At 65.5% G+C, this 21840-nt stretch carries 17 protein-coding genes; 11 read left to right on the plus strand and 6 right to left on the minus strand.

Features of this window, described 5'->3' with window-relative positions; genetic code table 11:
- Positions 1 to 15: 15 nt before the first annotated feature.
- The 5 genes from B9Z03_RS08805 to B9Z03_RS08825 all read left to right on the plus strand — a co-directional run bounded on the left by B9Z03_RS08805 (position 16) and on the right by B9Z03_RS08825 (position 5625).
- The gene (locus B9Z03_RS08805) at positions 16 to 990 is read left to right on the plus strand and encodes a 2-hydroxyacid dehydrogenase (protein WP_085463868.1); all 975 of its coding nucleotides are present in this window, start codon (positions 16 to 18) and stop codon (positions 988 to 990) included.
- A gap of 435 nt (positions 991 to 1425) precedes the next feature.
- Positions 1426 to 2367: an ABC transporter permease gene (locus B9Z03_RS08810; protein ID WP_085463869.1), complete on the plus strand. Its 942-nt coding sequence runs from the start codon at positions 1426 to 1428 to the stop codon at positions 2365 to 2367.
- Positions 2364 to 3197 carry an ABC transporter permease gene (locus B9Z03_RS08815; protein WP_085463870.1) on the plus strand — a complete coding sequence of 278 codons (834 nt, stop codon included), beginning with the start codon at positions 2364 to 2366 and terminating at the stop codon, positions 3195 to 3197. Before B9Z03_RS08810 ends, B9Z03_RS08815 begins: the two co-directional genes overlap by 4 nt.
- A 3-nt stretch (positions 3198 to 3200) precedes the next feature.
- Positions 3201 to 4853, plus strand: a complete 1653-nt coding sequence (locus B9Z03_RS08820) for a dipeptide ABC transporter ATP-binding protein (RefSeq protein WP_085463871.1) — start codon at positions 3201 to 3203, stop codon at positions 4851 to 4853.
- A gap of 70 nt (positions 4854 to 4923) precedes the next feature.
- A complete protein-coding gene (locus tag B9Z03_RS08825) occupies positions 4924 to 5625 on the plus strand; it encodes a GntR family transcriptional regulator (protein WP_085463872.1) in 702 nt (233 codons plus the stop codon).
- Here the strand turns inward: B9Z03_RS08825 and B9Z03_RS08830 are convergent.
- The 4 genes from B9Z03_RS08830 to B9Z03_RS08845 are packed head-to-tail and all read right to left on the minus strand — an operon-like array spanning position 5604 to position 10210.
- Positions 5604 to 6572: an alpha/beta hydrolase gene (locus tag B9Z03_RS08830; protein WP_085463873.1), complete on the minus strand. Its 969-nt coding sequence runs from the start codon at positions 6570 to 6572 to the stop codon at positions 5604 to 5606. The two genes, B9Z03_RS08825 and B9Z03_RS08830, sit on opposite strands and share 22 nt — an antisense overlap.
- Positions 6573 to 6583: 11 nt before the next feature.
- Positions 6584 to 7339: a gamma-glutamyl-gamma-aminobutyrate hydrolase family protein gene (locus B9Z03_RS08835; protein ID WP_085463874.1), complete on the minus strand. Its 756-nt coding sequence runs from the start codon at positions 7337 to 7339 to the stop codon at positions 6584 to 6586.
- A 2-nt stretch (positions 7340 to 7341) separates the two neighbouring features.
- Positions 7342 to 8703 (minus strand): glutamine synthetase family protein, encoded by a 1362-nt coding sequence (locus tag B9Z03_RS08840; protein ID WP_244561695.1) that lies wholly within the window; start codon positions 8701 to 8703, stop codon positions 7342 to 7344.
- A gap of 16 nt (positions 8704 to 8719) precedes the next feature.
- Complete coding sequence (locus B9Z03_RS08845; protein ID WP_085463876.1) at positions 8720 to 10210, minus strand: aldehyde dehydrogenase; 1491 nt, start codon at positions 10208 to 10210, stop codon at positions 8720 to 8722.
- 227 nt (positions 10211 to 10437) lie between these two features.
- Between B9Z03_RS08845 and B9Z03_RS08850 the strand changes: the two genes are divergently transcribed.
- On the plus strand, positions 10438 to 11868 hold the full coding sequence (locus tag B9Z03_RS08850; protein WP_085463877.1) for an aldehyde dehydrogenase family protein: 1431 nt from the start codon (positions 10438 to 10440) through the stop codon (positions 11866 to 11868).
- A gap of 10 nt (positions 11869 to 11878) precedes the next feature.
- Positions 11879 to 13804, plus strand: coding sequence for an MOSC N-terminal beta barrel domain-containing protein (locus B9Z03_RS08855; protein WP_085463878.1), 1926 nt, complete (start codon positions 11879 to 11881; stop codon positions 13802 to 13804).
- Here the strand turns inward: B9Z03_RS08855 and B9Z03_RS08860 are convergent.
- Together B9Z03_RS08860 and B9Z03_RS08865 are read right to left on the minus strand one after the other, a co-directional pair.
- Positions 13801 to 15414 (minus strand): hydantoinase B/oxoprolinase family protein, encoded by a 1614-nt coding sequence (locus tag B9Z03_RS08860; RefSeq protein ID WP_085463879.1) that lies wholly within the window; start codon positions 15412 to 15414, stop codon positions 13801 to 13803. The genes B9Z03_RS08855 and B9Z03_RS08860 overlap by 4 nt on opposite strands.
- Positions 15411 to 17465: a hydantoinase/oxoprolinase family protein gene (locus B9Z03_RS08865; RefSeq protein WP_085463880.1), complete on the minus strand. Its 2055-nt coding sequence runs from the start codon at positions 17463 to 17465 to the stop codon at positions 15411 to 15413. The genes B9Z03_RS08860 and B9Z03_RS08865 overlap by 4 nt, the downstream gene beginning before the upstream one ends.
- A gap of 288 nt (positions 17466 to 17753) precedes the next feature.
- On the opposite strand from B9Z03_RS08865, the gene B9Z03_RS08870 reads away from it, so the two are divergent.
- Genes B9Z03_RS08870 through B9Z03_RS08885 form a run of 4 tightly spaced genes read left to right on the plus strand, consistent with a single transcriptional unit; the run spans position 17754 to position 21827 of the window.
- Positions 17754 to 19169 (plus strand): aminotransferase family protein, encoded by a 1416-nt coding sequence (locus tag B9Z03_RS08870; RefSeq protein ID WP_085463881.1) that lies wholly within the window; start codon positions 17754 to 17756, stop codon positions 19167 to 19169.
- A 4-nt stretch (positions 19170 to 19173) separates the two neighbouring features.
- Positions 19174 to 20139 carry a 3-hydroxyacyl-CoA dehydrogenase NAD-binding domain-containing protein gene (locus B9Z03_RS08875; protein WP_085463882.1) on the plus strand — a complete coding sequence of 322 codons (966 nt, stop codon included), beginning with the start codon at positions 19174 to 19176 and terminating at the stop codon, positions 20137 to 20139.
- Positions 20140 to 20931, plus strand: coding sequence for a beta-keto acid cleavage family enzyme (locus tag B9Z03_RS08880; RefSeq protein ID WP_210191357.1), 792 nt, complete (start codon positions 20140 to 20142; stop codon positions 20929 to 20931).
- Positions 20928 to 21827 (plus strand): siderophore-interacting protein, encoded by a 900-nt coding sequence (locus B9Z03_RS08885; protein ID WP_085463883.1) that lies wholly within the window; start codon positions 20928 to 20930, stop codon positions 21825 to 21827. Before B9Z03_RS08880 ends, B9Z03_RS08885 begins: the two co-directional genes overlap by 4 nt.
- Positions 21828 to 21840: the final 13 nt, after the last annotated feature.

Here is a 21840-nt window from a genome sequence, read left to right on the forward strand (position 1 = left end):
GCGCACGGAGTCCCCATGACTGAAGCCCAACACACGACGATCCTCATTCCCGGGTGGATGAACGACCATACGGCCGAGAGGCTGGACAAGACCTACCGCGTCTTGCGGATCGACAGCGCGGATGCGGCGCTGCTGCCGGCGAGAGAGGTCGCCAAGATAAGGGGCATCGCGTCTGCGGGGCGGATCGACAGCCGCTTCATCGACGCGCTGCCAGCCCTAGAGATCATTGCGCATTACGGCGTCGGATATGACGCGGTCGATTCACGCCACGCCGCGGCCAGGGGCGTGGTCGTCACCAATACGCCGGACGTCCTGACCGAGGAGGTTGCCGATACGGCACTGGGCCTTTTGATCAACACCGTTCGGGAACTGCCGAAGGCGGAGGCCTTCGTGCGCGCCGGCAAATGGGTGGGAGACGACGAATATCCCCCGAGCCGCCTGACACTGCGCGAGCGCAAGGTGGGCATCTTCGGCCTGGGACGCATCGGCCTCGCGGTGGCGCGGCGCGTCGAGGCCTTTGGTCTTCCGGTGAGCTATCACAACCGAAGCCGCGTCGAAGGCGTTTCCTATGCCTATCATGCCTCGCTGCTCGAATTGGCCGAGGCGGTCGATACGCTGATCTCCGTCGCGCCGGGGACGCCGGCGACCGACAAGGCCGTCAATCGGGAGGTGCTGGCGGCGCTGGGTTCCGATGGCGTGTTCATCAATATCGGCCGTGGCAGCACCGTCGACGAGGAGGCGCTGATCGCAGCACTCGTGGACGGCACCATCGCAGCCGCCGGGCTGGACGTGTTCGCGAGCGAGCCCGATGTGCCGCAGGCGCTGCTCGACTTGCCCAACGTCTGCGTGCTGCCGCATCTCGGCGCGGCCTCGGTCCATACCCGCCGCGCCATGGGCAACCTCGTGGCGGACAATCTCGACCAGTGGTTTCGCGTCGGCGCGGCGAAGACACCCGTTCCGGAATGTGTGGCGGTTGCAGGACGCGGGTGACGTCGCGCGCCAAGTATGATTTCAGGATTGCCTCCAGGGCAGTCAGCACACTGCGCGTTGAATGGGACGAATCCATCAGCCTGCCACGACGGCTGATGGTCCGGCCGCCGTGCCCGGCAGATTGACTCGCCCAGCCGCCGGTTTCGGCATATTCTGACGCTGCGTGGTTCAGAAAACTGGGGAGAAGAAAAACGGATCAAGGGGCCTGTTCGCACGACACGATTCAAAAAAGAATTTTGAATTCAAAGGATAAGAGATCGTTCGACAGTTTTCGATGATCCGAATTGCGCGATCGTTGATCGCGATATATGACTGTGTCAGTTCAGTCTGATCCGGTGCCCCCTGCATGCTCTCAGGACGAAGACACATCCCGACACCGACGGCCCCGCATGTCGAGTGCGTTGCCGATGTCGCAGCTGGTCGGAGGTCTGTGACGTGAAACGGTTCCTGCTCGGCCGGCTGGCGTCCGCAATCCCAACCCTGTTGATCGTCACCATCGCCGTCTTCGTGATGGTGAGGCTCATCCCCGGCGACCCGGCGAAGATCATGCTGGGCGATCTGGCGAGCCCCCAGCAGCTGGAGGCGCTGCGCCACCAGATGGGGCTCGACCTGCCGCTGGTCACCCAGTATTTCATCTGGCTCTCGAACATCGCGACCGGCAATTTCGGCCATTCGATCACCTCGAACCAGGAGGTGCTGCCGCTGATGCTGGAGCGCTTCTCGGTATCGGCGACGATCGTCGTCGTGGCGGTGGGGCTTGCGGGGCTGATCGCGGTTCCGGCGGGGATGTTCGCCGCGTGGAAGCAGAACAGTCTTGCCGACCTCGCGGTGGTCGCGACTTCGACGCTGCTTCTGTCGATCCCGAGCTTCTGGCTCGGCCTGATGATCCTGCTGTTCTTCGGACTGCAGCTCAATTGGTTCCCGATCGTGGGATTCGTCTCCTTTGACGTGGACTTCATGAAGGCGCTGTCCTTCATCGCCATGCCTGTGCTGACGTTGGTGTTGATCGAGATCGGCTCCATCGTGCGTATGGCGCGCGCCAGCACGATCGAGGTGGCACGGCTCGAATACATCACGCATGCCCGTGCCAAGGGGCTGTCTGAATCGGCGGTGATGTGGCGGCACGCGTTTAAGAACGCCTTCGCCCCGACCTGGACGCTGATCGGCTTGATCCTGGGCAGCTTGCTCGGCGGCATCGCGGTGATCGAAACCGTCTTCACCATCCCCGGCCTTGGCCGGCTGCTGGTCGACGGCATCTACGCCCGCGACTACCCGATCGTGCAGGGCTGCATCCTTTTCGTCGCGGTGATCTACGTCCTGGTCAATCTGGTCGTGGACCTTCTCTATCCGCTCTTCGACCCCAGGATCACGCAATGAGCGCCGTTCCAATCCGCGCCGCGCGGCGAAACGCCAATGCCGTGCTCGGCGGCGGCATCGTCGGGCTGCTGATCCTGCTGGCGGTGCTTGGGCCGCAGATCGCGCCGCACAATCCCCTCGGCCTCGATTTGCTATCGCGCATGAGCGAGCCCTCCGCGAAATACTGGCTGGGCACCGACGAATTCGGGCGCGACATTCTGAGCCGCCTGATCTACGGCGCGCGGACGAGCGTGTGGATTTCCTTCGCGACGGTCGCCTTCGCAGTGTTTTTCGGGCTGATCTTCGGCGTGCTCGCCGGCTTCCTGCGTGGCTGGACGGATCGGATTCTGATGATGTTCAACGATGCTTTCCTCGCCTTCCCGGGCCTGCTGCTGGCGCTCGGTATCATGGCGATCGCGGGTGCAAGCCGTAACGCCATCATCATCGCGCTTGGACTTGCCTACATGCCGGCGGTCGTGCGGGTCGCCAAGGCGAGCGTGATGTCGATCCGCGAGCGCGAATATATCGAGGCGTCGCGGGTGATGGGCAACAGCGAACTGACGACGATGCTGCGGCACGTGCTGCCCAACTGCGTCGCGCCGATGACGGTGCTCGCCACGACCATGTTCGGCTGGGTGATCCTGTCAGAGAGCGCGCTGTCCTTCCTCGGGCTCGGCGTGCCGCCTCCGGCGCCGACCTGGGGCAACATGCTCGCCACGGGCCGGCCCTTCATCACCCAGGCGCCGCACCTGATCATCCTGCCGGGATTGTGCATCTCGATAACCCTTCTCGGCGTCAACATGCTGGGCGACGCGATCCGCGACCGCCTCGATCCAAAGATGCAGGGCTGAGCCATGGCGAGCATATCCGAAAGCGAACGGGCGGTGGTCGCGGTCAGCGGCCTTTCCGTCACCATCGGGCCCGGCGGTTCCCGGATCGTCGACGGGCTCGACTACTCGATCGGCCCCGGCGGCATGCTGGCGCTGGTCGGTGAATCCGGCTCCGGCAAAACTGTGGCGGCGCGCTCGATCCTTGGCCTGCTGCCGCCGCCGCTGACAATCGCACCCGGCAGCAGCATCCGTTTCCATGGCACTGAACTGGTCGGCATGCAGCCGCGCTCGCTGCAAACTATACGCGGCGCCCGCATCGGCATCGTCTTCCAGGAACCCATGGTCTCGCTCAACCCGTCGATGAGCATCGGCGAGCAGATGGCGGAAGGGCTCCGGCTCCATCACAAGCTCGGCAACGGCGAAATACGCGACCGGTCCCTTGCAATGCTGGAGCGGATCCAGATCAAGGATCCGGTACGCTGCCTGTCGGCCTATCCGCACGAGTTCTCCGGCGGCATGCGCCAGCGCATCATGCTCGCCTCGGTCATGCTCCTGAAGCCCGAACTGCTGATCGCCGACGAGCCGACGACCGCGCTGGACACGTTGGTGCAGCGCGACGTGCTCGACCTGATGATGGAGCTGACGCGCGAGAACGGCACGGCCGTGCTTTTGATCAGCCACGACCTCGGCATGGTGGCGCACTATGCCCGCGACGTCGTGGTGATGCACAAGGGCAAGGCGGTCGAGCAGGGGCACAGCAGGGACGTGCTGAGAGACCCTCGCCACGACTACACGCGGCGGCTGGTCGACGCGTTGCCGAAGCGGCACGCGGGCGGGGCGCGGAGTTCGGCGCGGGCCGAACCGTTGCTCGAGATGCGCGACATCGTCATCGACTATCCCGGCCGCCGGCACCTGTTCCGTACCAGCGAGGCCAAGCGAGCCGTCGATACAGTCGATCTGGAGGTCGGACGCGGCGAGACAGTGGCGTTGGTCGGCGCGTCGGGCTCGGGCAAGACCACACTTGGGCGGGCGATCGTCGGATTGGTGGGCACGACATCGGGCTCGATCACCTTCCGCGGCAGACCGCTCCGCTTCGACCGCGGCGAAGACATCAAGGAGCAGCGCGCCGACATCCAGATCATCTTCCAGGACCCCTACTCGTCGCTCGATCCGCGCCAGCGGGTCGACGCCATTGTGGGCGAGCCGCTGAAGCTCGATCCGACCATCAGCCGGGCTGACCGCGACAGGCGGGTCCGCGAAGTTTGCACGGAGGTCGGTCTCGGGCCGGAATTCCTGAGGCGGCTGCCGCACCAACTTTCCGGCGGCCAGCGCCAGCGTGTCGCGATCGCCCGCGCCATCGTGCGCCGGCCGGCCTTCGTCGTCGCCGACGAGCCGGTCTCGGCGCTCGACATGACGGTGCAGAAGCAGATCCTGCAGCTGATCCGCTCGCTCCAGGAGCGCTACGGCTTTGCCTGCCTGTTCGTGTCGCACGATCTGGGCGCCGTGGAGCAGGTCGCGGACCGCGTCGCGGTGATGGAAAACGGCAGGATCGTCGAGGTAGGGAGCCGCGACGACATCTTCGACCGTCCGCAGCATCCCTACACGCGCCGCTTGCTCGACGCGGCGATGCTGCTCGACCGAAAGTTCGATGGTTCGGCCGCCCAGCCTGCGGCATGAAAGACATTGACGCGTTTCGCGCCGCCCCCTACCGGCTCAGGCGCGCGCGATCGCCGAGGGAAGCCAGCAAATGACCAGCAAACCCAGGTTCGGACTCAATGCCGTCGATGCGGTGCCGCTGCACGAGAAGGTTTACCAGGAGATCGTCAAGGCGCTGATGTCGGGGCAGTTCGCTCCGGGGCAGAAGCTGACCTCGCGCAAGCTGGCGGCGGAACTCGGCACCAGCGACATGCCGGTGCGAAGCGCGCTGTCCAGGCTGCAGTCGCTGCGTGCGCTCAGCGCTCTGCCGAATGGCAGCATGGAGGTGCCGCCGATGACAGCGGACGCCTTCCGCCAGCTCATGGAAACGCGCGCCGTCCTTGAAGGTGCGGCCACGGAGGCGGCGACCGGCCTGATCAACGGCAACAATCTGCGCACCGTCCGACGCAACTGCAATGCGCTGACCGAAGCGGCGCGGGCGGGGGACATTGAACTCTACCTGCGGCTGAACTACGAGTTCAAATTCTCCATCTACCGCCATTGCGGCAACGACTGCATGATCTTCCTAATCGAGACGCTGTGGATGCAGGTCGGCCCGTTTCTCAGGAGCTATGCCAGCACGTTCGCGGGAGACCTGTCAGGCATCCTGGAGATCGACTATCATGAGGAAGCGCTTGCCGCGCTGGAGGCCAAAGACGCCGCGAGGGCGCGCGACGCGATCATCCGCGACATCCGGGAAGGCGCTGCCTATCTCCTGAAGTACGCGCATTTTCACGACACGCCGGCGGCCTGACCAAGCGCCGCCCTCATCTCGGCGCAGACGATCCTGAATGCCCGGTCCGATGCTTCCGACAGACCCGCCTGTTGCATGAAATTGTGGATCAGGCCGTCGAAGCAGCGATAGGCGACATTCGCTCCGGCCGCTTTCAGCCGTTTCGCGAAGGCTCGGCCCTGGTCCCACAGCAAGTCGTATTCGCCGCCATAGATCGCCACGGGAGGAAGGCCGCCGAGGTCGCTTTCCGCCAGCGGAGAGACACGCGGATCCGCCGAACGTTCGAGGTTCCCGGCGAGATAGGCTCGACCAAAATATTCCATGGCGGGCCGCTCGAGGTAGTAGCCGGTCCGGTAGTCCTCGTCCGAAGCACTGTGAGGTGCCAGGCTGCAATACGGCCGGAAGTCCGTCACGGGATAAAGCAGCGTGACGGCCCGGAACAACGTTTGCGGCCGGACCTCGATCATTGCCCGGATGGCGAGGTTCCCTCCGGCGCTGTCGCCCATCAGCCCGAAGCGGTCCGTGTCCGCGCCGAGACGTGGAGCATTGTCCGCCAGCCAGCGCGTCGCGGCCAGCGTGTCATCGAGCGCCGCCGGGAAGGGATGTTCCGGCGCCAGCCGGTAGTCGAGGAAGCCAACGATCGCGCCGCAGCTCTCGGCAATGCGCGCCGACTGTTTCGAATAGGCCTGCGCATCGCCAAGCACGAAGCCGCCGCCATGAAGATAGAGGATGAGCGGCAGGGCTTGGCCCGATGTCGCCGGCCTGTAGAGCGTGATGGTCACGCCCGCGGCCGCGCCGGGCAGCGCGATCGTCTCCTGCACGACACCGCCGTCCGGTCCCCGGCTCATGTCGAGATATTGCTTGCGGTAGATGGCGCGCGATTCCTCAAGAGTGACCGGCGCGGGTGGATCGGTTCGGGCTGCCTGCAGTGCATCGAGCATGGACCGGATCTGCGGATCGAGGGGCATGTGGTCTCCGATCAGATGCCACGGCGCGCCGCGTGTGAGCGCACCGCATCGCCAAAGGCCGCGAACAGGCGGGAGGATGCGGGATCGCTGCCGGCCCAGAACTCCGGATGCCACTGGACGCCGAGGGCGAAGTCGGTCGCATCCGCGACGGACACGGCTTCGATGATGCCGTCTTCAGCCACGGCATCCGCCACGATCCGTTTGCCCTGCACGCCGATGGCCTGCCGGTGCAGGGAGTTTACGACCGCGCGTTCGTCGTCAAGAATCTCCGCGATCTGCGAGCCGGCCCTGAGCTTGACCATCTGGCGCAGCCCGAACCGCTCCGCCCTGTCCGGCAGGTCGGGAGCGCGGTGGTCGAGCGCTTCCGGCCGCTCCTGGATCTCGGTCAGCAGCGTGCCGCCAGTTGCGACGTTCAGCTCCTGCATGCCCCGGCAGATGGCGAAGAGGGGTATGCCCCGCTCCAGCGCCCGCCGCAGCAGCGGCATCGCGGTGGCGTCGCGCTCGCGATCATACGGGCCGTTGGCGTCGATTGGGGCGTCGCCATAGAGCGCGGGGTAGACATTTGACCGGGAGCCGGTGAGCAGGACGCCGTCGACCGCATCGAGGATTGCATCGACATCGAGATCTGCCGCGAGATTCGGTACCAGCAACGGCGTCAGGCCCGCCGCTTTCGCAGCCGCGTCGACATATTGCGCCTGCGTCGAATGCCAGTGGACGCCATCGATCAGCGTCGTATCGGTGGCGACGGCCACAAGCGGCTTGCGCATGGTCAGACGCTTTCCAGATATGTGTCGATCTCGAAGTCGCTCACCTCCCGCGCGAAGGTGTTCAGCTCCTGCCGCTTGCAGGCCACGAACGCATCGCGAAGATCGGGGGAAAACAGTTCGGCCATCAGGGAACCTGCTTCGAACGCGTCGATGGCCGACACCCAATCGGCCGGCAGCTTCGGCAACCCGTGCGAGCCGACATCGCTCACGATGGGCTCGCCGGGCTCGAGCCCCCGCTCGATGCCGATCAGCGCGGCGCCGAGCATCGCGGCCAGAACGAGATAGGGATTGGCATCCGCCCCCGCGACGCGATGCTCGATGCGCCGCGCCTTGTTCGGGCCGCCAGGAATGCGGATTGCCACCATCCGGTTCTCATAGCCCCATGCCACGACGGTCGGCGCATAGGAGTTCGGACGCAGCCGCCGGTAGGAATTGAAATGCGGCGCGAAGATCAGCGTGCTCTCGGCCATACCGGCCAGAAGCCCGCCGACGGCATGGCGCATGGCATCGGAACCTTTGTCTGTGCCGTCGTTGAAGATGTTGTTGCCGTCGCGATCCAGCAGGCTGAAATGGACGTGCAGGCCGTTGCCGGCGCGATCACCATAGGGTTTGGCCATGAAGCTGGCGGCGAAGCCGTGCTTGCGAGCGATGCCCCTGACCGTGCGCTTGAAAAGGACCGCGTCGTCCGCCGCGCGCAGGGCGTCGGGCAGATGGTTGAGGTTGATCTCGAACTGGCCGACACCGTTCTCGGCGATCGCCGTGTCGACCGGGATTCCTTGCGCGCGGCAGGCGGCATAGACGTCATGGATGAAGGATTCGAAGGCGTCGATCTCGTCGATCGACAGCGCCGCGTCGGAATCGAGCCGCTTGCCGGTCACGGGTGAGACCGGCCCGACCGGCTTCCTGGAGGTCGGATCGAACAGATAGAATTCGAGCTCCGTCGCGACGACCGGCGTCAGCCCCCGCTCGGCGTAGCGCTTGAGGATCGCCGCGAGCGCCTGGCGGGGGTCGCCCAGGAACGGCCTTCCATCGTCATGCGCGAGCGACAGCTGCACGAGCGCCGTCGGATGCGAGGTCCAGCCGACGGGCAGGATGCCGCGACCCGTCCAGTGGCAGATGGCGTCGGCGTCGCCCGTGCTGAAGACCAGCGCGTTGCCCTCGATGTCCTCGCCCCAGATGTCGAGGCCGACGAGCGAGTAGGGCATGCGCATGCCGCCCTCCAGCGCTTTGCGGGCCTGGTCCGCGCCGATGCGCTTGCCGCGCAGCACGCCGTTCAGGTCGCAGACCGCGACGCGCAGGCTTTCGATCTCGGGATGGGCGGCGAGCCAGGCAATGGCCGCGTCGCTGGTCTGGGTCGATGCCAATTGGGCTCTCCGGGGTTTAGTGGCGGTAGCGTATCCAGGTGCTGCGCAGCGAGGTGTATTTCTCGATCGCATGGCGCGACAGGTCGCGGCCGGTGCCGGACTGCTTGAAGCCACCGAAAGGGATCGCCGGATTGACCGGATCGACGACATTGACGGCGACCACGCCGGCAGCGATCTGCTCCGAGACGCGATGCGCGCGGGCGAGATCGTCGGTGAAGATCGAGGCGGCGAGGCCGTAGATGCTGTCGTTGGCAAGCCGGACGCCTTCTGCCTCGTCGTCGAATGTCATGACGGACAGGACCGGCCCGAAGATCTCGTTGCGCGCGATCACGGCGTCCGGGCGCACGCCGGCGAAGATGGTGGGCTCAATGAAGCTGCCGGCGCCGGCCACTGTCACAGCATTCCCGCCGGTAACGAGATCGGCCGATTTGCGGCCTTGTTCGACGAAACGCATAACGTTGGAGGCATGGTTGGCGTCGACCATCGCGCCCAGCCCGGAAGCGGGATCGAGCGGGTCGCCGGGGCGGTAGTGCCCGGCGCGCTCGACCAGGAGATCGATGAAGCGGTCGCGTATCGAGGTATGGACGTAGAGTCGCGAGGCGGCCGAGCATACCTGGCCCTGGTTGTAGAAGATACCAGAAGCGACCTGGTCGGCGGCGGCGCCGAGATCTTTGCAGTCGGGGAAGACGAGGACGGGCGACTTGCCGCCGCATTCCAGCCAGACCTGCTTCATGTTGGATTCGCCCGAATATTTCAGGAACAGCTTGCCCACCGCCGTCGATCCGGTGAAGGCGAGACAGTCGACATCCATGTGGCGACCGAGCGCCTGTCCGGCAGTCTCGCCAAAGCCCGGCACCACGTTGAGCACGCCAGCCGGAATGCCGGCTTCCAGCGCGAGTTCGCCCAGCCTCAGTGCGGTGAAGGGCGATTGCTCGGCGGGCTTCAGCACCACGCTGTTGCCCGCTGCGAGTGCAGGCGCGCATTTCCAGATCGCCATGTTGAACGGAAAGTTCCAAGGAACGACAGCGCCGACCACACCGAGCGGGACGCGACGGATCAGGCCGAGATTGCCCGGCGGCAGCGGCGCCACCTCGTCGTAGACCTTGTCCGCCTCCTCCGCATGCCATTGCAGGATGTCGATGGCATTGGCGAGGTCATTTCGGTAGGCGTCGCGCACGAGCTTGCCCATGTCGAGCGATTCCAGCGCGGCCAGCTGGGGCAGCTCCGCGCGCAGCAGCTCGGCGAGGCGCAGCAGGATCTTTTTGCGCGCAACCGGCGGCATGTCCCGCCAGGTGCCGACGTCGAAGGCGCGCCGCGCCGCAGAGACCGCCAGATCGACGTCCTCCGCACCGCATGCCGCCACCTCCGCGAGCACCTTGCCGGTGGCGGGATTGATCGAGGCGAAGGTGTTGCCGGAGCGGGCGGCAACCTTCTGCCCGTCGATAATCGCATGGGTCGGGAAGGCCAGTGTGTCAGCGATACCGTGCCAGTAGTCTCGGTCGGACATCACGCTCTCCATTCTGCGCTAAACTATTTCAGTTATCTCATCCGATTGGAACGGCATCAGAAGAATTTATCGTTGAAAATCAATTTTCCTTACGGTGCCGTGACCGTCATTCTGAAATATCTTGTGCGATCTGCGATCGCAATATAGATGTGCGAAAATTCTTTCGGCGAGGTTCGGATGGCCCGGCTTCGCATCTGCCGCGCGAAAGGGAGCCACAAGTGGCCGTTATGTCGAAGCCGAATCTGATCGGTGGCGAATGGGTTTCGGCCCGCGATATGCGCGAAAACCGCAATCCGTCCGACATCTCCGACGTGATCGGCCACTATTCTGCATCGGATGGCTCGGCGGTGGATGCCGCGGTCGCCGCGGCGCGGGCCGCGTTTCCGGCATGGTCGGTCTCTACGCCGCAGCAGCGCTTCGACATTCTCGACCGCGCCGCCAGCGAGATTCTCGCACGTCAGGATGAACTCGGCGAACTGCTGAGCCGGGAGGAAGGCAAGGTGCTTGCCGAAGGCAAGGGCGAGGCGATGCGCGCCGGCATGGTGCTGAAATACATGGCCGGCGAGGCGCTGCGCAATCCAGGCGACGTGCTGCCTTCGCTGCGTCCGGGCCTCAAGGTCGAGGTGACGCGCGAGCCGGTCGGTGTGGTCGGCATCGTCACGCCATGGAACTTCCCGATCGCGATCCCGGCGTGGAAGATTGGGCCGGCGTTGGCTTATGGCAACACCATCGTCTTCAAGCCGGCCGACCTGGTGCCGGGCAGCGCCTGGGCGCTGGTCGACATCCTGAAGCGGGCTGGCCTTCCGGACGGGGTGCTCAACCTCGTGATGGGCCCCGGCCGCACAGTGGGACAGGCGATCATCGAGCATCGCGACGTCGACGCGATCTCCTTCACCGGCTCGGTGCCGACCGGCCGGGCCGCGATCGCCACGGCGGCGGGGCGCGGCGCGAAGGTGCAGGCGGAGATGGGGGGAAAGAACCCGTTCGTGGTGCTGGACGACGCTGACTTGCAGGTAGCCGTCGAGGCGGTCGTCAATGGCTCGTTTTACTCGACCGGCCAGCGCTGCACCGCCTCGAGCCGCATCGTCGCGACCGAAGGCATTCACGACCGGCTGGTCGCGGCGGTGCGCGAGCGGGTACTGGCGCTGAAGGTCGGCGACGCGCTGGACCCGGAAAGCCAGATCGGCCCCGTGGTCGACGAGCGCCAGCTCGAACAGGACCTGCGCTACATCCGGATCGGCAAGGAGGAGGGCGGAAAGCTGGAGGCCGGCGGCGAGCTTGTGAAGCGCCCGACCGAAGGCTATTTCCTCCAGCCGGCGCTGTTTTCGGAGACCACCAACGCGATGCGGATCAACCGGGAGGAGATCTTCGGGCCAGTCGCCTCGGTCATCCGCGTCAGGGATTACGATGAGGCACTGGAGGTGGCGCGCGACACCGAGTTCGGCCTGTCTTCCGGCATCGCCACGACGTCACTGAAGCATGCCGAGCATTTCAAGCGGCACTCGCGCAGCGGTATGGTGATGGTCAACGTGCCGACCGCGGGCGTCGATTTCCACGTGCCGTTCGGCGGAACCAAAGGGTCCAACTACGGGCCGAGGGAGCAGGGCGCATACGCGAAGGAATTCTACACGACCGTCAAGACCGCCTATACGGGCTGATTGCGGTGACATGAACGCCGGATACCGTGTCGAGAGCTTGCACGTCTTCCCGCTGAAGTCGGCGCGCGGGCGTTCCGTTCTGTCGGCCCGTGTCGAGCGCCAGGGCCTGGCGGACGATCGCCGCATGATGGCCGTCGACCCGGCCGGCAACGGGATCACGGCCCGCGTCGCACCCCGCCTGATGCAGATACGCGTCGAGCGCGACGGCAGCGAGGTGATCCTGTTTTCACCAGATCGGCCTCCGATCGCGTTCGACCTTTCGCGCTTGCGGCCCTTCGCCGAGCCCGTATCGGTGTGGAGCAGCACTGTCACAGCGCAGGACGCCGGGGACGCGGTTGCCGAATGGCTCTCCGGGCATCTGCAGCGTCCGTGCCGGCTGGCGGTGCAGGACGACCGCGCCGTCCGCCCGCTGACACTCGGCTCGGGCGGGATCGTCAGTCTGGCCGATACCGCGCCTTTGCTGCTTGCCAATACGGGCTCGCTGGCGGACCTCAATCGTTATCTCGATCAGCCGGCGGAGATGGACCGGTTCAGGCCCAACCTCGTTGTCTCGGGTCCCGCCGCCTTCGACGAGGATGCATGGGGCCGCCTGCGGATCGGCGAGATCGTGTTCGAGGTGGCCGGCGCCTGCGACCGCTGTGTGATGGTGACGCTCGATCCGGCGACGGGAACCGGGCGTCCAGACCACGAGCCACTGGCGTTGCTGGGCAAGCAGCGGCGCGGCGAGGACGGGCAGGTCTATTTCGGGCAGTTCCTCATCCCGCAGAATACGGGCAGGTTGTATGTCGGCGACGAGGTCGACGTGCTGTCGCGCAAGGCGCCGATCGTCATTCGACCTGCCACCGTCAAACCAGTCGAAAGGCTGCTTTCGGCCGGTATTCCGATCATCTCGGGCGGCAAGCGGGAAAAGCTGCTCACCTGCGTTGGCATCACGGACGAGGCGCACGACCTCCGAACCTTCCGCTTCACCTCCGACGAGCCGTTCAGCTACCTGCCGGGGCAGTTCATCACCATCCTGCCCGAGATCGATGGCAAACCTGTCCGGCGCAACTACACGCTCTCATCCTCGCCATCGCGGCCTCTCGACGTGTCGATCACCGTCAAGCGCGCCGAGGACGGCTATATTTCGCACTGGCTGCACGGCCGCCTAAAGGTGGGCGACGGCATCCGCGCGCTGGGACCGAATGGTCGTTTTCATCTGCGTGCCGCCGGGAGCGCGCGGAAGCTGCTTTTCCTGTCGGCGGGCAGCGGCGTCACGCCAATGATGTCGATGCTGCGTTTCGTCGTTGATGCCGGTCTGGATCGCGACATCGTCTTCCATCATAGCGCACGCGCTCCGCGCGACATGCCGTTCGTGGACGAACTGCGCTGGTTCTCGAAGCAACTCGGGCCGCGGCTGCGTGTCTCCTGGAACTTCACGGGCGCACCGGACGAGACGCTGGGCGACGGGGTTGTGCATCACGGCCGTTTGGCCGCCACGATGATCGGCGACGTCTGTCCGGACTTCGGCGAGCGGACCGTGTTCTGCTGCGGGCCCACGGGATTCCGCAACGCAGCGCGCGCATTGCATCGGGCCTGGCAGCCTGCCCCAACGGGGCCGTTCCTAGAGGAGAGTTTCGGCGCTGATCCCGATGAGGCGGAACCGGCGCCGATCGGCGACTATACGGTCGTGTTCTCGAGGTCGGGCAAGGTCGCGACCGGAACCGGCGCGGTGACGCTTCTCGAACTCGCGAGACGGGAAGGTATCGCCCTTGCGGCGGACTGCGAGGCCGGCATCTGCGGCACATGCCGTTGCAGGGTGACCAGCGGCGAAAGGCGGATCGCGCCGAATGCCGCTGATCGCGAGCGGTCCGTACTTTCGGACGAGGAGAAGCAGCAGGGTTACGTCCTGGCCTGCTCGACCAATCCGGTCGGCAAGGTCGAGATCGCCCTTTAGCAAACCCGTCTTTCGCGCCGATCCCGGGCCATGGCTTCGGGATCGCGCAGGGCTGGATCGCCATATCCACCCGCTCCGGGCGTCAGCACCTCAATCACATCGCCCGCCTGCACTTCGCCGACCCCCTGGACAAAGGGGGCGATTCCTTCCGAGAATCGAAATGCGCCGCCGGAGCCCGGCCCGCCGCCATCCAAGCCCCAGGGCCGCGACTGCATGCGCGAGCCGCCGTAATGGACGCGGCAAGGGGCGTTGGCGCGATAGACGCGGCGGATGCCCATGCCACCGCGGTATCGCCCGTCGCCGCCGGAACCGTCGATGAGTTCGTAGCGCAGAAGCGTCAGGGGGTATTCGACTTCAAGCGCCTCCACGGGAAGGTTCGACGTGTTGGTCATGTGAACGTGGACGCCGTCGAGCCCGTCCTTGCCGACACGCGCGCCGTTGCCGCCGCCAATGGTCTCGAGATAGACCCAATAGGACTCGTCGGGTCGCAAACCCGAGAAGGTGATGTCGAAGCAGCAGCCATTGCTGGCGGCGGTGACGCGCTCGGGCGCCGCTTGCGCCAGGGCTCCATGGACAAGATCGACGACGCGCTGACAGGCGGCGATGCGGTTGTCGACCGCTGCCGGATGGGCGCAGTTCAGGATCGAGCCTTTCGCGGCCTTGACCTCGATGGCTCGATAGAGACCGGCATTCGGCGGGATCGTCGGGTCAACGATCGATTTGACGGCGTAGTATACGGTTGCGAGCAGGGCAGTGTGGCAGACATTCAGTGCACCGCGAACCTGTGGCGGGCTGAACACTTCGACGCTGATCGAGTCTCCGCTTATCTCGACCGTTGCGGAGAATTCCCATTGCCGGTCGAAGGCTTCGCAGTCGAACCAGTCCGAGAAACTGTAGACGCCGTCGGGCAGGCTGCGCAGCCCGGCGCGCATCCGACGCTCTGCATAATCCTGCAATTCGCGCCCGGCCGCCGCGACAGTGTCGGCACCGTATTTTTCGCACAGCGCCTGCATGCGGCTGACGCCAAGGCGGTTCGCCGCCATCTGGGCGCGCAGGTCCGAAATGCGCTCCGCTGGAACCTGGCAGTTGAGGAGAAACAGGGACTGGACGTCCTCTTGCAGCTGCCCGGCGCGATAGAGGCGCACGGGCGGGATACGGATGCCTTCCTGGTAGATGTTCTCATGGCCGCGATCGACGAAATCCGCGTGATGCGCCGTGTTGATCGACCACGCCACGAGCCTGTCCTGGTGAAAGACCGGCTCCGCCATGACGATGTCGGGGAGGTGTGTGCCGCCGCCCTCATAGGCATCGTTGCCAATGAAGACGTCGCCCGGACGAAGGCCGTCGAGGTCAACGCGTTCCAGAATCCAGGGGATGAAGTCGATGAAGCTGCCGAGATGCATTGGGACATGCTCGGCCTGACAGAGCGTTTCGCCGTTGACGTCGAAGAGGGCCGTCGAGCAGTCGCGGCGTTCCTTGATGTTGGTGGAGTGGCTGGCGCGGACGAGCGCCTCGCCCATCTCCTCCACGATCGAATTGAAAGCGCTGCCGAGTACTTCGACGGTGATTGCGTTCGGCGCAACCTCGAAACCATTTTGAGCCTGTTTCACCGGCCAATCTCCATGATGATGTTGAGATAGGGATCGACGCGGGCGACGCAGCCCGCCGGCACCACCGTCGTCGTATCCATCTGGTCGATGATCGCCGGCCCATGAACGACGTTGCCCGGTGCGAGCTTGTGCCGGTCGTAGACGATGTTGCGGCGAAAGCTCTTCGAGGCCGCGCACCAGACCTCTCGCTCGGCCATCACTGCTGCCGAGGCATCGGCGCCCTCGAGCGGGCGTGGGCGGAATCGAGCCTTGTCGACAACCCCCACCGCCTGCAGACGGAATGTGACGAGTTGGATCTCGCCATCTTCCACAGCGAAACCATAGAGCCGCTGATGCGCCTGGGTGAAGCCCTGGCGGATCGCGTCGATCGCAGCCTCGCCGGTAACGCCGGCCGGGATTTCGATCGAAATCTCGTAGTTCTGCCCTTTGTAGCGCGCCTCGACGGCACGATGCATGCGCTGGGCGTCGGGATGGATGCCCTCGGCCGTGAACCACGTCGCGGCGCGCATCTCCAGATCAGCATAGATGCTGTCGAGAGCGGATGGCGCGAGGGCGTCCAGCAGCGCCAGCCGCGTCACCGCATAGTCCGTGCGCAGGTCGGTCATGAGCAGCCCCATTGCGCACAATATACCCGGGGTGAGCGGAACCAGCACGCGGCTCATGTCGAGTTCGTGGGCAAGGCGCGCGGCGTGGAGCGGCCCCGCGCCGCCGAAGGCGACGAGGGCATAGTCGCGCGGGTCGTGGCCGCGCTGGACACTGATGACGCGGATGGCCTTCGCCATGCTGGCTGTGACGATGTCGAGAATTCCGTCCGCCGCCTGCTCGACGCTCATCCCGACCTGGTCGGCCACGGTTGCAAGCGCGTCCCGCGCCAGGGCCCGGTGAACCTTCATGCGCCCACGCAGCAGATGTTCGGGGTTCAGCGCTTGCAGGAAGACGTTGGCGTCGGTGACTGTGGGCTCGAGGCTGCCGTGACCGTAGCAGGCCGGACCGGGAAACGCACCGGCGCTGCGCGGCCCTACCTTCACCAGCCCGCCGCTGTCGATGTGGACGATCGAGCCTCCACCCGCGCCGACCGTATGGATGTCCAGCATCGGCGCCTTGATCGGATATCCGTGCACGACGGCGTCGCCGACGACCCGGCACATGCCGCCGGACAGGAGCGCGACATCGGTGCTCGTTCCACCCATGTCGAAGGTGATGAGATCGGCGATGCCGGTCATCGCTCCCAGCGCCTGCGCGGCCACGACACCGGTGCTGGGACCGGAAAGGACCGTGCGCACCGGCATTTCGACCGCGGTCTCGAAACTGATGACGCCGCCATTCGACTGGGTGAGGTGGGGCGTCGCGCCAAGGCCGCCTTCGTTCAGGCGTTTCTGCAGGCGCCGAACATAGCCTTGCATGACCGGGCCGAGATAGGCGTTCACAACCGTCGTGGATATGCGTTCATACTCGCGGAATTCGGGTGCGACGCGATGGGAGATCGAGACGAAGGCCTCGGGAAACTCTTCGGCCAGGATCTGCCGCGCCCTCTCTTCATGGTCCGCGTGGACGAAGCTGTAGAGAAAGGCGATTGCGACCGCTTCGGCGCCGGCGGCCTTGAGATCGCGCGCGGCCTGCCGCACCGCGGTTTCGTCGAGCGGTGTCTCGACCGATCCGTCATGGGCGATGCGTTCGACCACGCCGATGCGCAGGTCGCGCGTCGCCAGCGGCTGCGGCTTGTCGGCCTGGATGTCATAGAGATCCGGTCGTTTCTGGCGGCCGATCTCGATGAGGTCGCGGAACCCGTCGGTGGTGATCAGTCCGGTGCGCACGCCCCGGTGCTGGATAAGGGCGTTGGTGGCGACGGTGGTGCCGTGTCCGAAGTAGCTCACTCCGGCGAGGGTGGCCCCGACGCGCTGCAACGCCTCTGACGATCCGTCGCCGATCGCGATCGAGGGATCGTGCGGGGTGGAAGGCACTTTCCATATCTCGATGCGCCCGCTCTCCTCCTCGAACAGACAGATGTCCGTAAAGGTGCCGCCTGAGTCGACCCCGACGCGCCAGCCCATTTCTTCAAACCCTCCTTATCCACGATCCGAGTCGGGCGTCGACGCATCGAAAAGAACATGAACAATTTGAGTTTTCATGTTTCCGATCCTGCGGCATGCCTATCGGGCATCGACGAATCAATGATGTTAAATCAGCTATTTATAGCCACATAGGCGGCGTGTTTGGTCGTATAGCAAGAAAGTTACGGACAGGCAATTGTGCGATCTGCGATCGCAGTATATAGACGGATTTACCGTCGGCTTGTGGCTGCTGCGGCTTCGTTTTGAATGGTTGGAGGCGCGGGGCGCATGGACGGAACTGTCTCGCAGGCATTGGATGACACGGCGCTGGTCGAGGCCGACCGGAGCACGTTCTTTCATCCTTTCACCGCTGTTGCGGACCAGCAGGCGAACGGCGCGCTGGTGATGTCGCAGGCCAACGGCTCGCGCATCGTCGACGCCTCGGGCAACGAGTTCATCGACGGCGCGGCGGGGCTTTGGTGCGTGAATGTCGGCTATGGCCGCAGCGAGATCAGCGACGCGATCGCTGCGCAGTCGCGCAAGCTGCCCTACTTTCACACCTTCAACGGCGTCAGCAACGAGCCGGGTATCCGTCTTTCGGAAAAGCTGCTGTCGCTCGCGCCGAAATCAATGCGGCGCGTCTTCTACGGCTCGTCCGGCTCCGACGCCAACGACACCGCCGTGAAGCTGCTCTGGTATTACAACATCTGCCGGGGCAAGCGGGAAAAACGGAAGATCATTTCGCGCGACTATGCCTATCACGGCGTTTCGGTGGCCTCGGGCAGTCTCTCGGGCATCCCCATGGTGCACCAGAATTTCGGCCTGCCGCTTGATTTTGCGCGCCATGTCTCGCGACCGGACCTCTACCGCGATGCGCCGTCGCGCCAGTGCTACACCGAGGAGGCCTATTCGGCCTATCTGGCCGACGAACTCGACCGGATGATCCGGGCCGAAGGCGCCGACACCGTCGCCGGCTTCGTCGCGGAGCCTGTGATGGGCACGGGCGGCGTGCTGCCGCCGCCGCGCGGCTATTTCCAGGAAATCCAGCAGGTTCTCGACCGCCACGACGTGCGCCTGGTTTCGGACGAGGTCATCACCGGCTACGGCCGTACCGGGACGTGGTTTGCCTCGGAAGCCTGCGGCATGAGGCCGGACCTGATCCTCACCGCAAAGGGCGTAACCAGCGGCTACCTGCCGCTCTCGGCCGTCTTCGTCGGTGACGAGATCTGGTCCGTCATCGAAGATGCGTCGAAGGACGGGCGTGTGTTCGCGCACGGCTTTACTTATTCCGGACATCCGACCTGCGCGGCAGCGGCATTGGCTAATCTCGACATCATCGAGCGCGAAGGCCTGGTCGAGCGTGTCGCCGCTATCTCGGAAGGCTTCCGTGCCAGTTTCGACGACGCGATCGGCGACTGCGACATCGTCGGCGAAATCCGCAGCGCCGGCCTGATGATGGGCGTCGAACTGGTCGCCGACCGCGAGACGAAGGCGCGGCTGCCGGCTTCGGCCAAGGTCGCGGGGCGCGTGGCGATGGCGGCGCGGCGGCACGGGGTGCTCGTGCGCGGCCTGCCGAACTCGGACATCGTCGCGCTGTCGCCGCCCTTTATCGTGACGCAGGAGGAGATCGGACTGCTCGCCGGGGGCTTGCGCGCGGCGATCGACGATGTGACCAAGGAGCTCCGCTCGGAAGGACTCATCTGATCGAATGCGTGCAGCGCCGCTTACCTATCGCAGCGAGGAGGTTCGCACCGTCGCCGTCATCGGCTGCGGCCTGATCGGTGGCGCGTGGGCAGCTTATTTCCTCAGTCGCGGACTGGACGTGCGGGCCTACGACCCGCTGCCGGATGGCGAGGCGAGGCTCGCGGCGGTCGTGAAGGATGCGCTGGCCGACCTGGAGACGGTTGGCGGCGCTCAATTTGGGCAGGGAGAGCTTTCCTATTTCGTGGACATGGCGGGCGCGGTGGCCGGCGCGGACTATGTGCAGGAGAATGCGCCGGAAAAGATCGCGCTGAAGCAGGATCTGTTGCAGGCAATCGACGCCCTCGCGCCTGCCGATGTGGTCATCGGGTCGAGCACGTCGTCCTTTCCGGCCAGCGATCTGCAGGCGAAATGCGCCCAACCGCAGCGCGTGGTGGTGGCGCATCCTTTCAATCCGCCACACCTGGTGCCGCTTGTCGAGATCGTGCGCGGCGGGCTGACCGATCCGCAGGCCCAGGACGCCGCCTACCGGTTCTTCGAGCGGATCGGCAAGGCGCCGGTCCGCGTGGCGAAGGAGGCGGTCGGCCATCTCGCCAACAGGATGAGCGCAGCACTCTGGCGCGAGGCGGTGCATATTGTCGCCGAGGGCATCGCCTCGGTCGAGGACGTCGATCGCGCCATCCGTTTCGGCCCCGGCCTGCGCTGGGCGATCGACGGACCGCATATGCTCTATCACCTCGGCGGAGGAGAGGGCGGGATCGACGCCTATCTCAGGCATCTCGGCCCCGCGCAGGAGGCCCGCTGGGCCACGCTGGGCGCGCCGACGCTCGATGCCGACACCTGCGGCAAGCTGATCGCCGGTGTCGCCGAAGAAGCCGACGGCCGCTCGATCGGCGAATTGAAGGCGCGGCGCGACCGGTTGATGATCGCGGTGCTGAAGGCTCTGGCGGCCGACGAAAGCGGGGATCGATAGATGGCCCTGCCGCTCATCATGGTCGCACCCAATGGCGCGCGCCGCACCAAGGCCGATCACCCGGCCCTGCCGATGACAGTCGAGGAGATCGCGCGGACGGCGCTGGCCTGCCATCGCGCCGGAGCAGGGGCCATTCATGCCCATGTGCGCGACCCGGACGGCACGCACAGCCTCGATGTGGGACTTTATGCGGCGCTGCTGGAAAGACTGGCCGAGACAGCGCCGGGCATGGCGGTGCAGATCTCGACCGAGGCAGTAGGCATTTACTCCGCGCCGGAGCAGATGGCTCTCGTGCGGACGCTGCGGCCGAGAGCGATTTCGGCCGCGATCCGCGAATTGGTGCCGACGGATGCGGACGAAGCCGTCGCCGGGGAATTCTATGCCTGGGCAGCCGCGGAGGCGATCGATGTCCAGCATATCCTCTACGATGCGGGCGACGTGGAACGTCTCACGAGGTTGATGGAACGCGGCATCGTGCCGGTTTCGCTCTCCTCGGTGATTTACGTTCTCGGCCGCTACGCCGTGAACCAGGAGAGCGGCCCCGATGACCTGACGCCATTCCTGGCCGCCGCCGAACGGCTGCCCGTCCGGCCCGACTGGATGGTCTGCGCCTTTGGTCGCGGTGAGACCGTATGTCTGGAGGCTGCTCTCAGGGCTGGAGGCAAGGTGCGTGTCGGCTTCGAGAACAGTCTTTGGAATGCGGACGGCAGGGTCGCGGCGTCCAACGAGGCGCGCGTCGCGGAAATTCACCGGCGGGCCGTTGCGCTTGGCCGCGCGGAGCCCGGCGCATGATGGAGCGACCCTACCGGATATTCGATGCTTACCTGACTGCGAAGCAGATGCTGACGCCGCATATGGCGCGGCTGACCTTCGGCGGTGAGCAGGTTGCCGACATGGCGACGCGCGCCCCTGACCAGCGCATCAAGCTGTTCTTTCCCAGGGATGACGGGACGCCATCGGCGATCCCCAATCGAGCCGACTGGTACGAGCTCTACAAGGCCATACCGCCTGCGGAGCGGGCGCCGATGCGGACCTACACGATCCGCGCCCTCGATGCCGACGCGCGCGAACTGGTGATCGACTTCGTGATGCATGGCGACAACGGCCCGGCCTCGCGCTGGGCGATGCGCGCGGTTCCCGGCGACCGTTTGCAAATCTCGGCTCCGAACCGGCACTTCGACGGCCCGATCGGCGGCTTCGACTGGGAGCCGCCGGCCGGACTCTCGCAGCTTCTTCTGATCGCCGACGAAACGGCGCTGCCCGCGGTCGCCGGAATAGTCGAGCAGATTGCCGCCTGGACAACCAGGCCCGTGACGCAGGCCTTCATCGAGGTGCCGGGCGAGGCCGATGTGCTGGACTTGCCGGTATGGGACGGTCTGGATATCAAATGGCTGCCGCGCGAGAACGCCGATCATGCCTATGGCGCCCATATGGTGGCTGCGGCAGAGGCGGCGAAGATACCGGCATCGGTCCTGGCGGCAGACCCGGCTGAACTGGACGCCGTAGATGTCGACCGCGACATCCTGTGGGACCGGGCGGAGCAGGCGGCCAGCAGCTTCTACGGCTGGATCGCCGGCGAGACGGCAGCCGTCAGCCGCATCCGCACACTTTTCATCAAGGAGAAGCGCATCGATCGCAGGCGTCTGACGATGATGGGCTACTGGCGGCACGGGAAAGTCCATGCTTGATCCGGTTGCCATC

It is taken from the genome of Mesorhizobium australicum (assembly GCF_900177325.1).
Taxonomy (GTDB): Bacteria; Pseudomonadota; Alphaproteobacteria; order Rhizobiales; family Rhizobiaceae; genus Mesorhizobium_A; species Mesorhizobium_A australicum_A.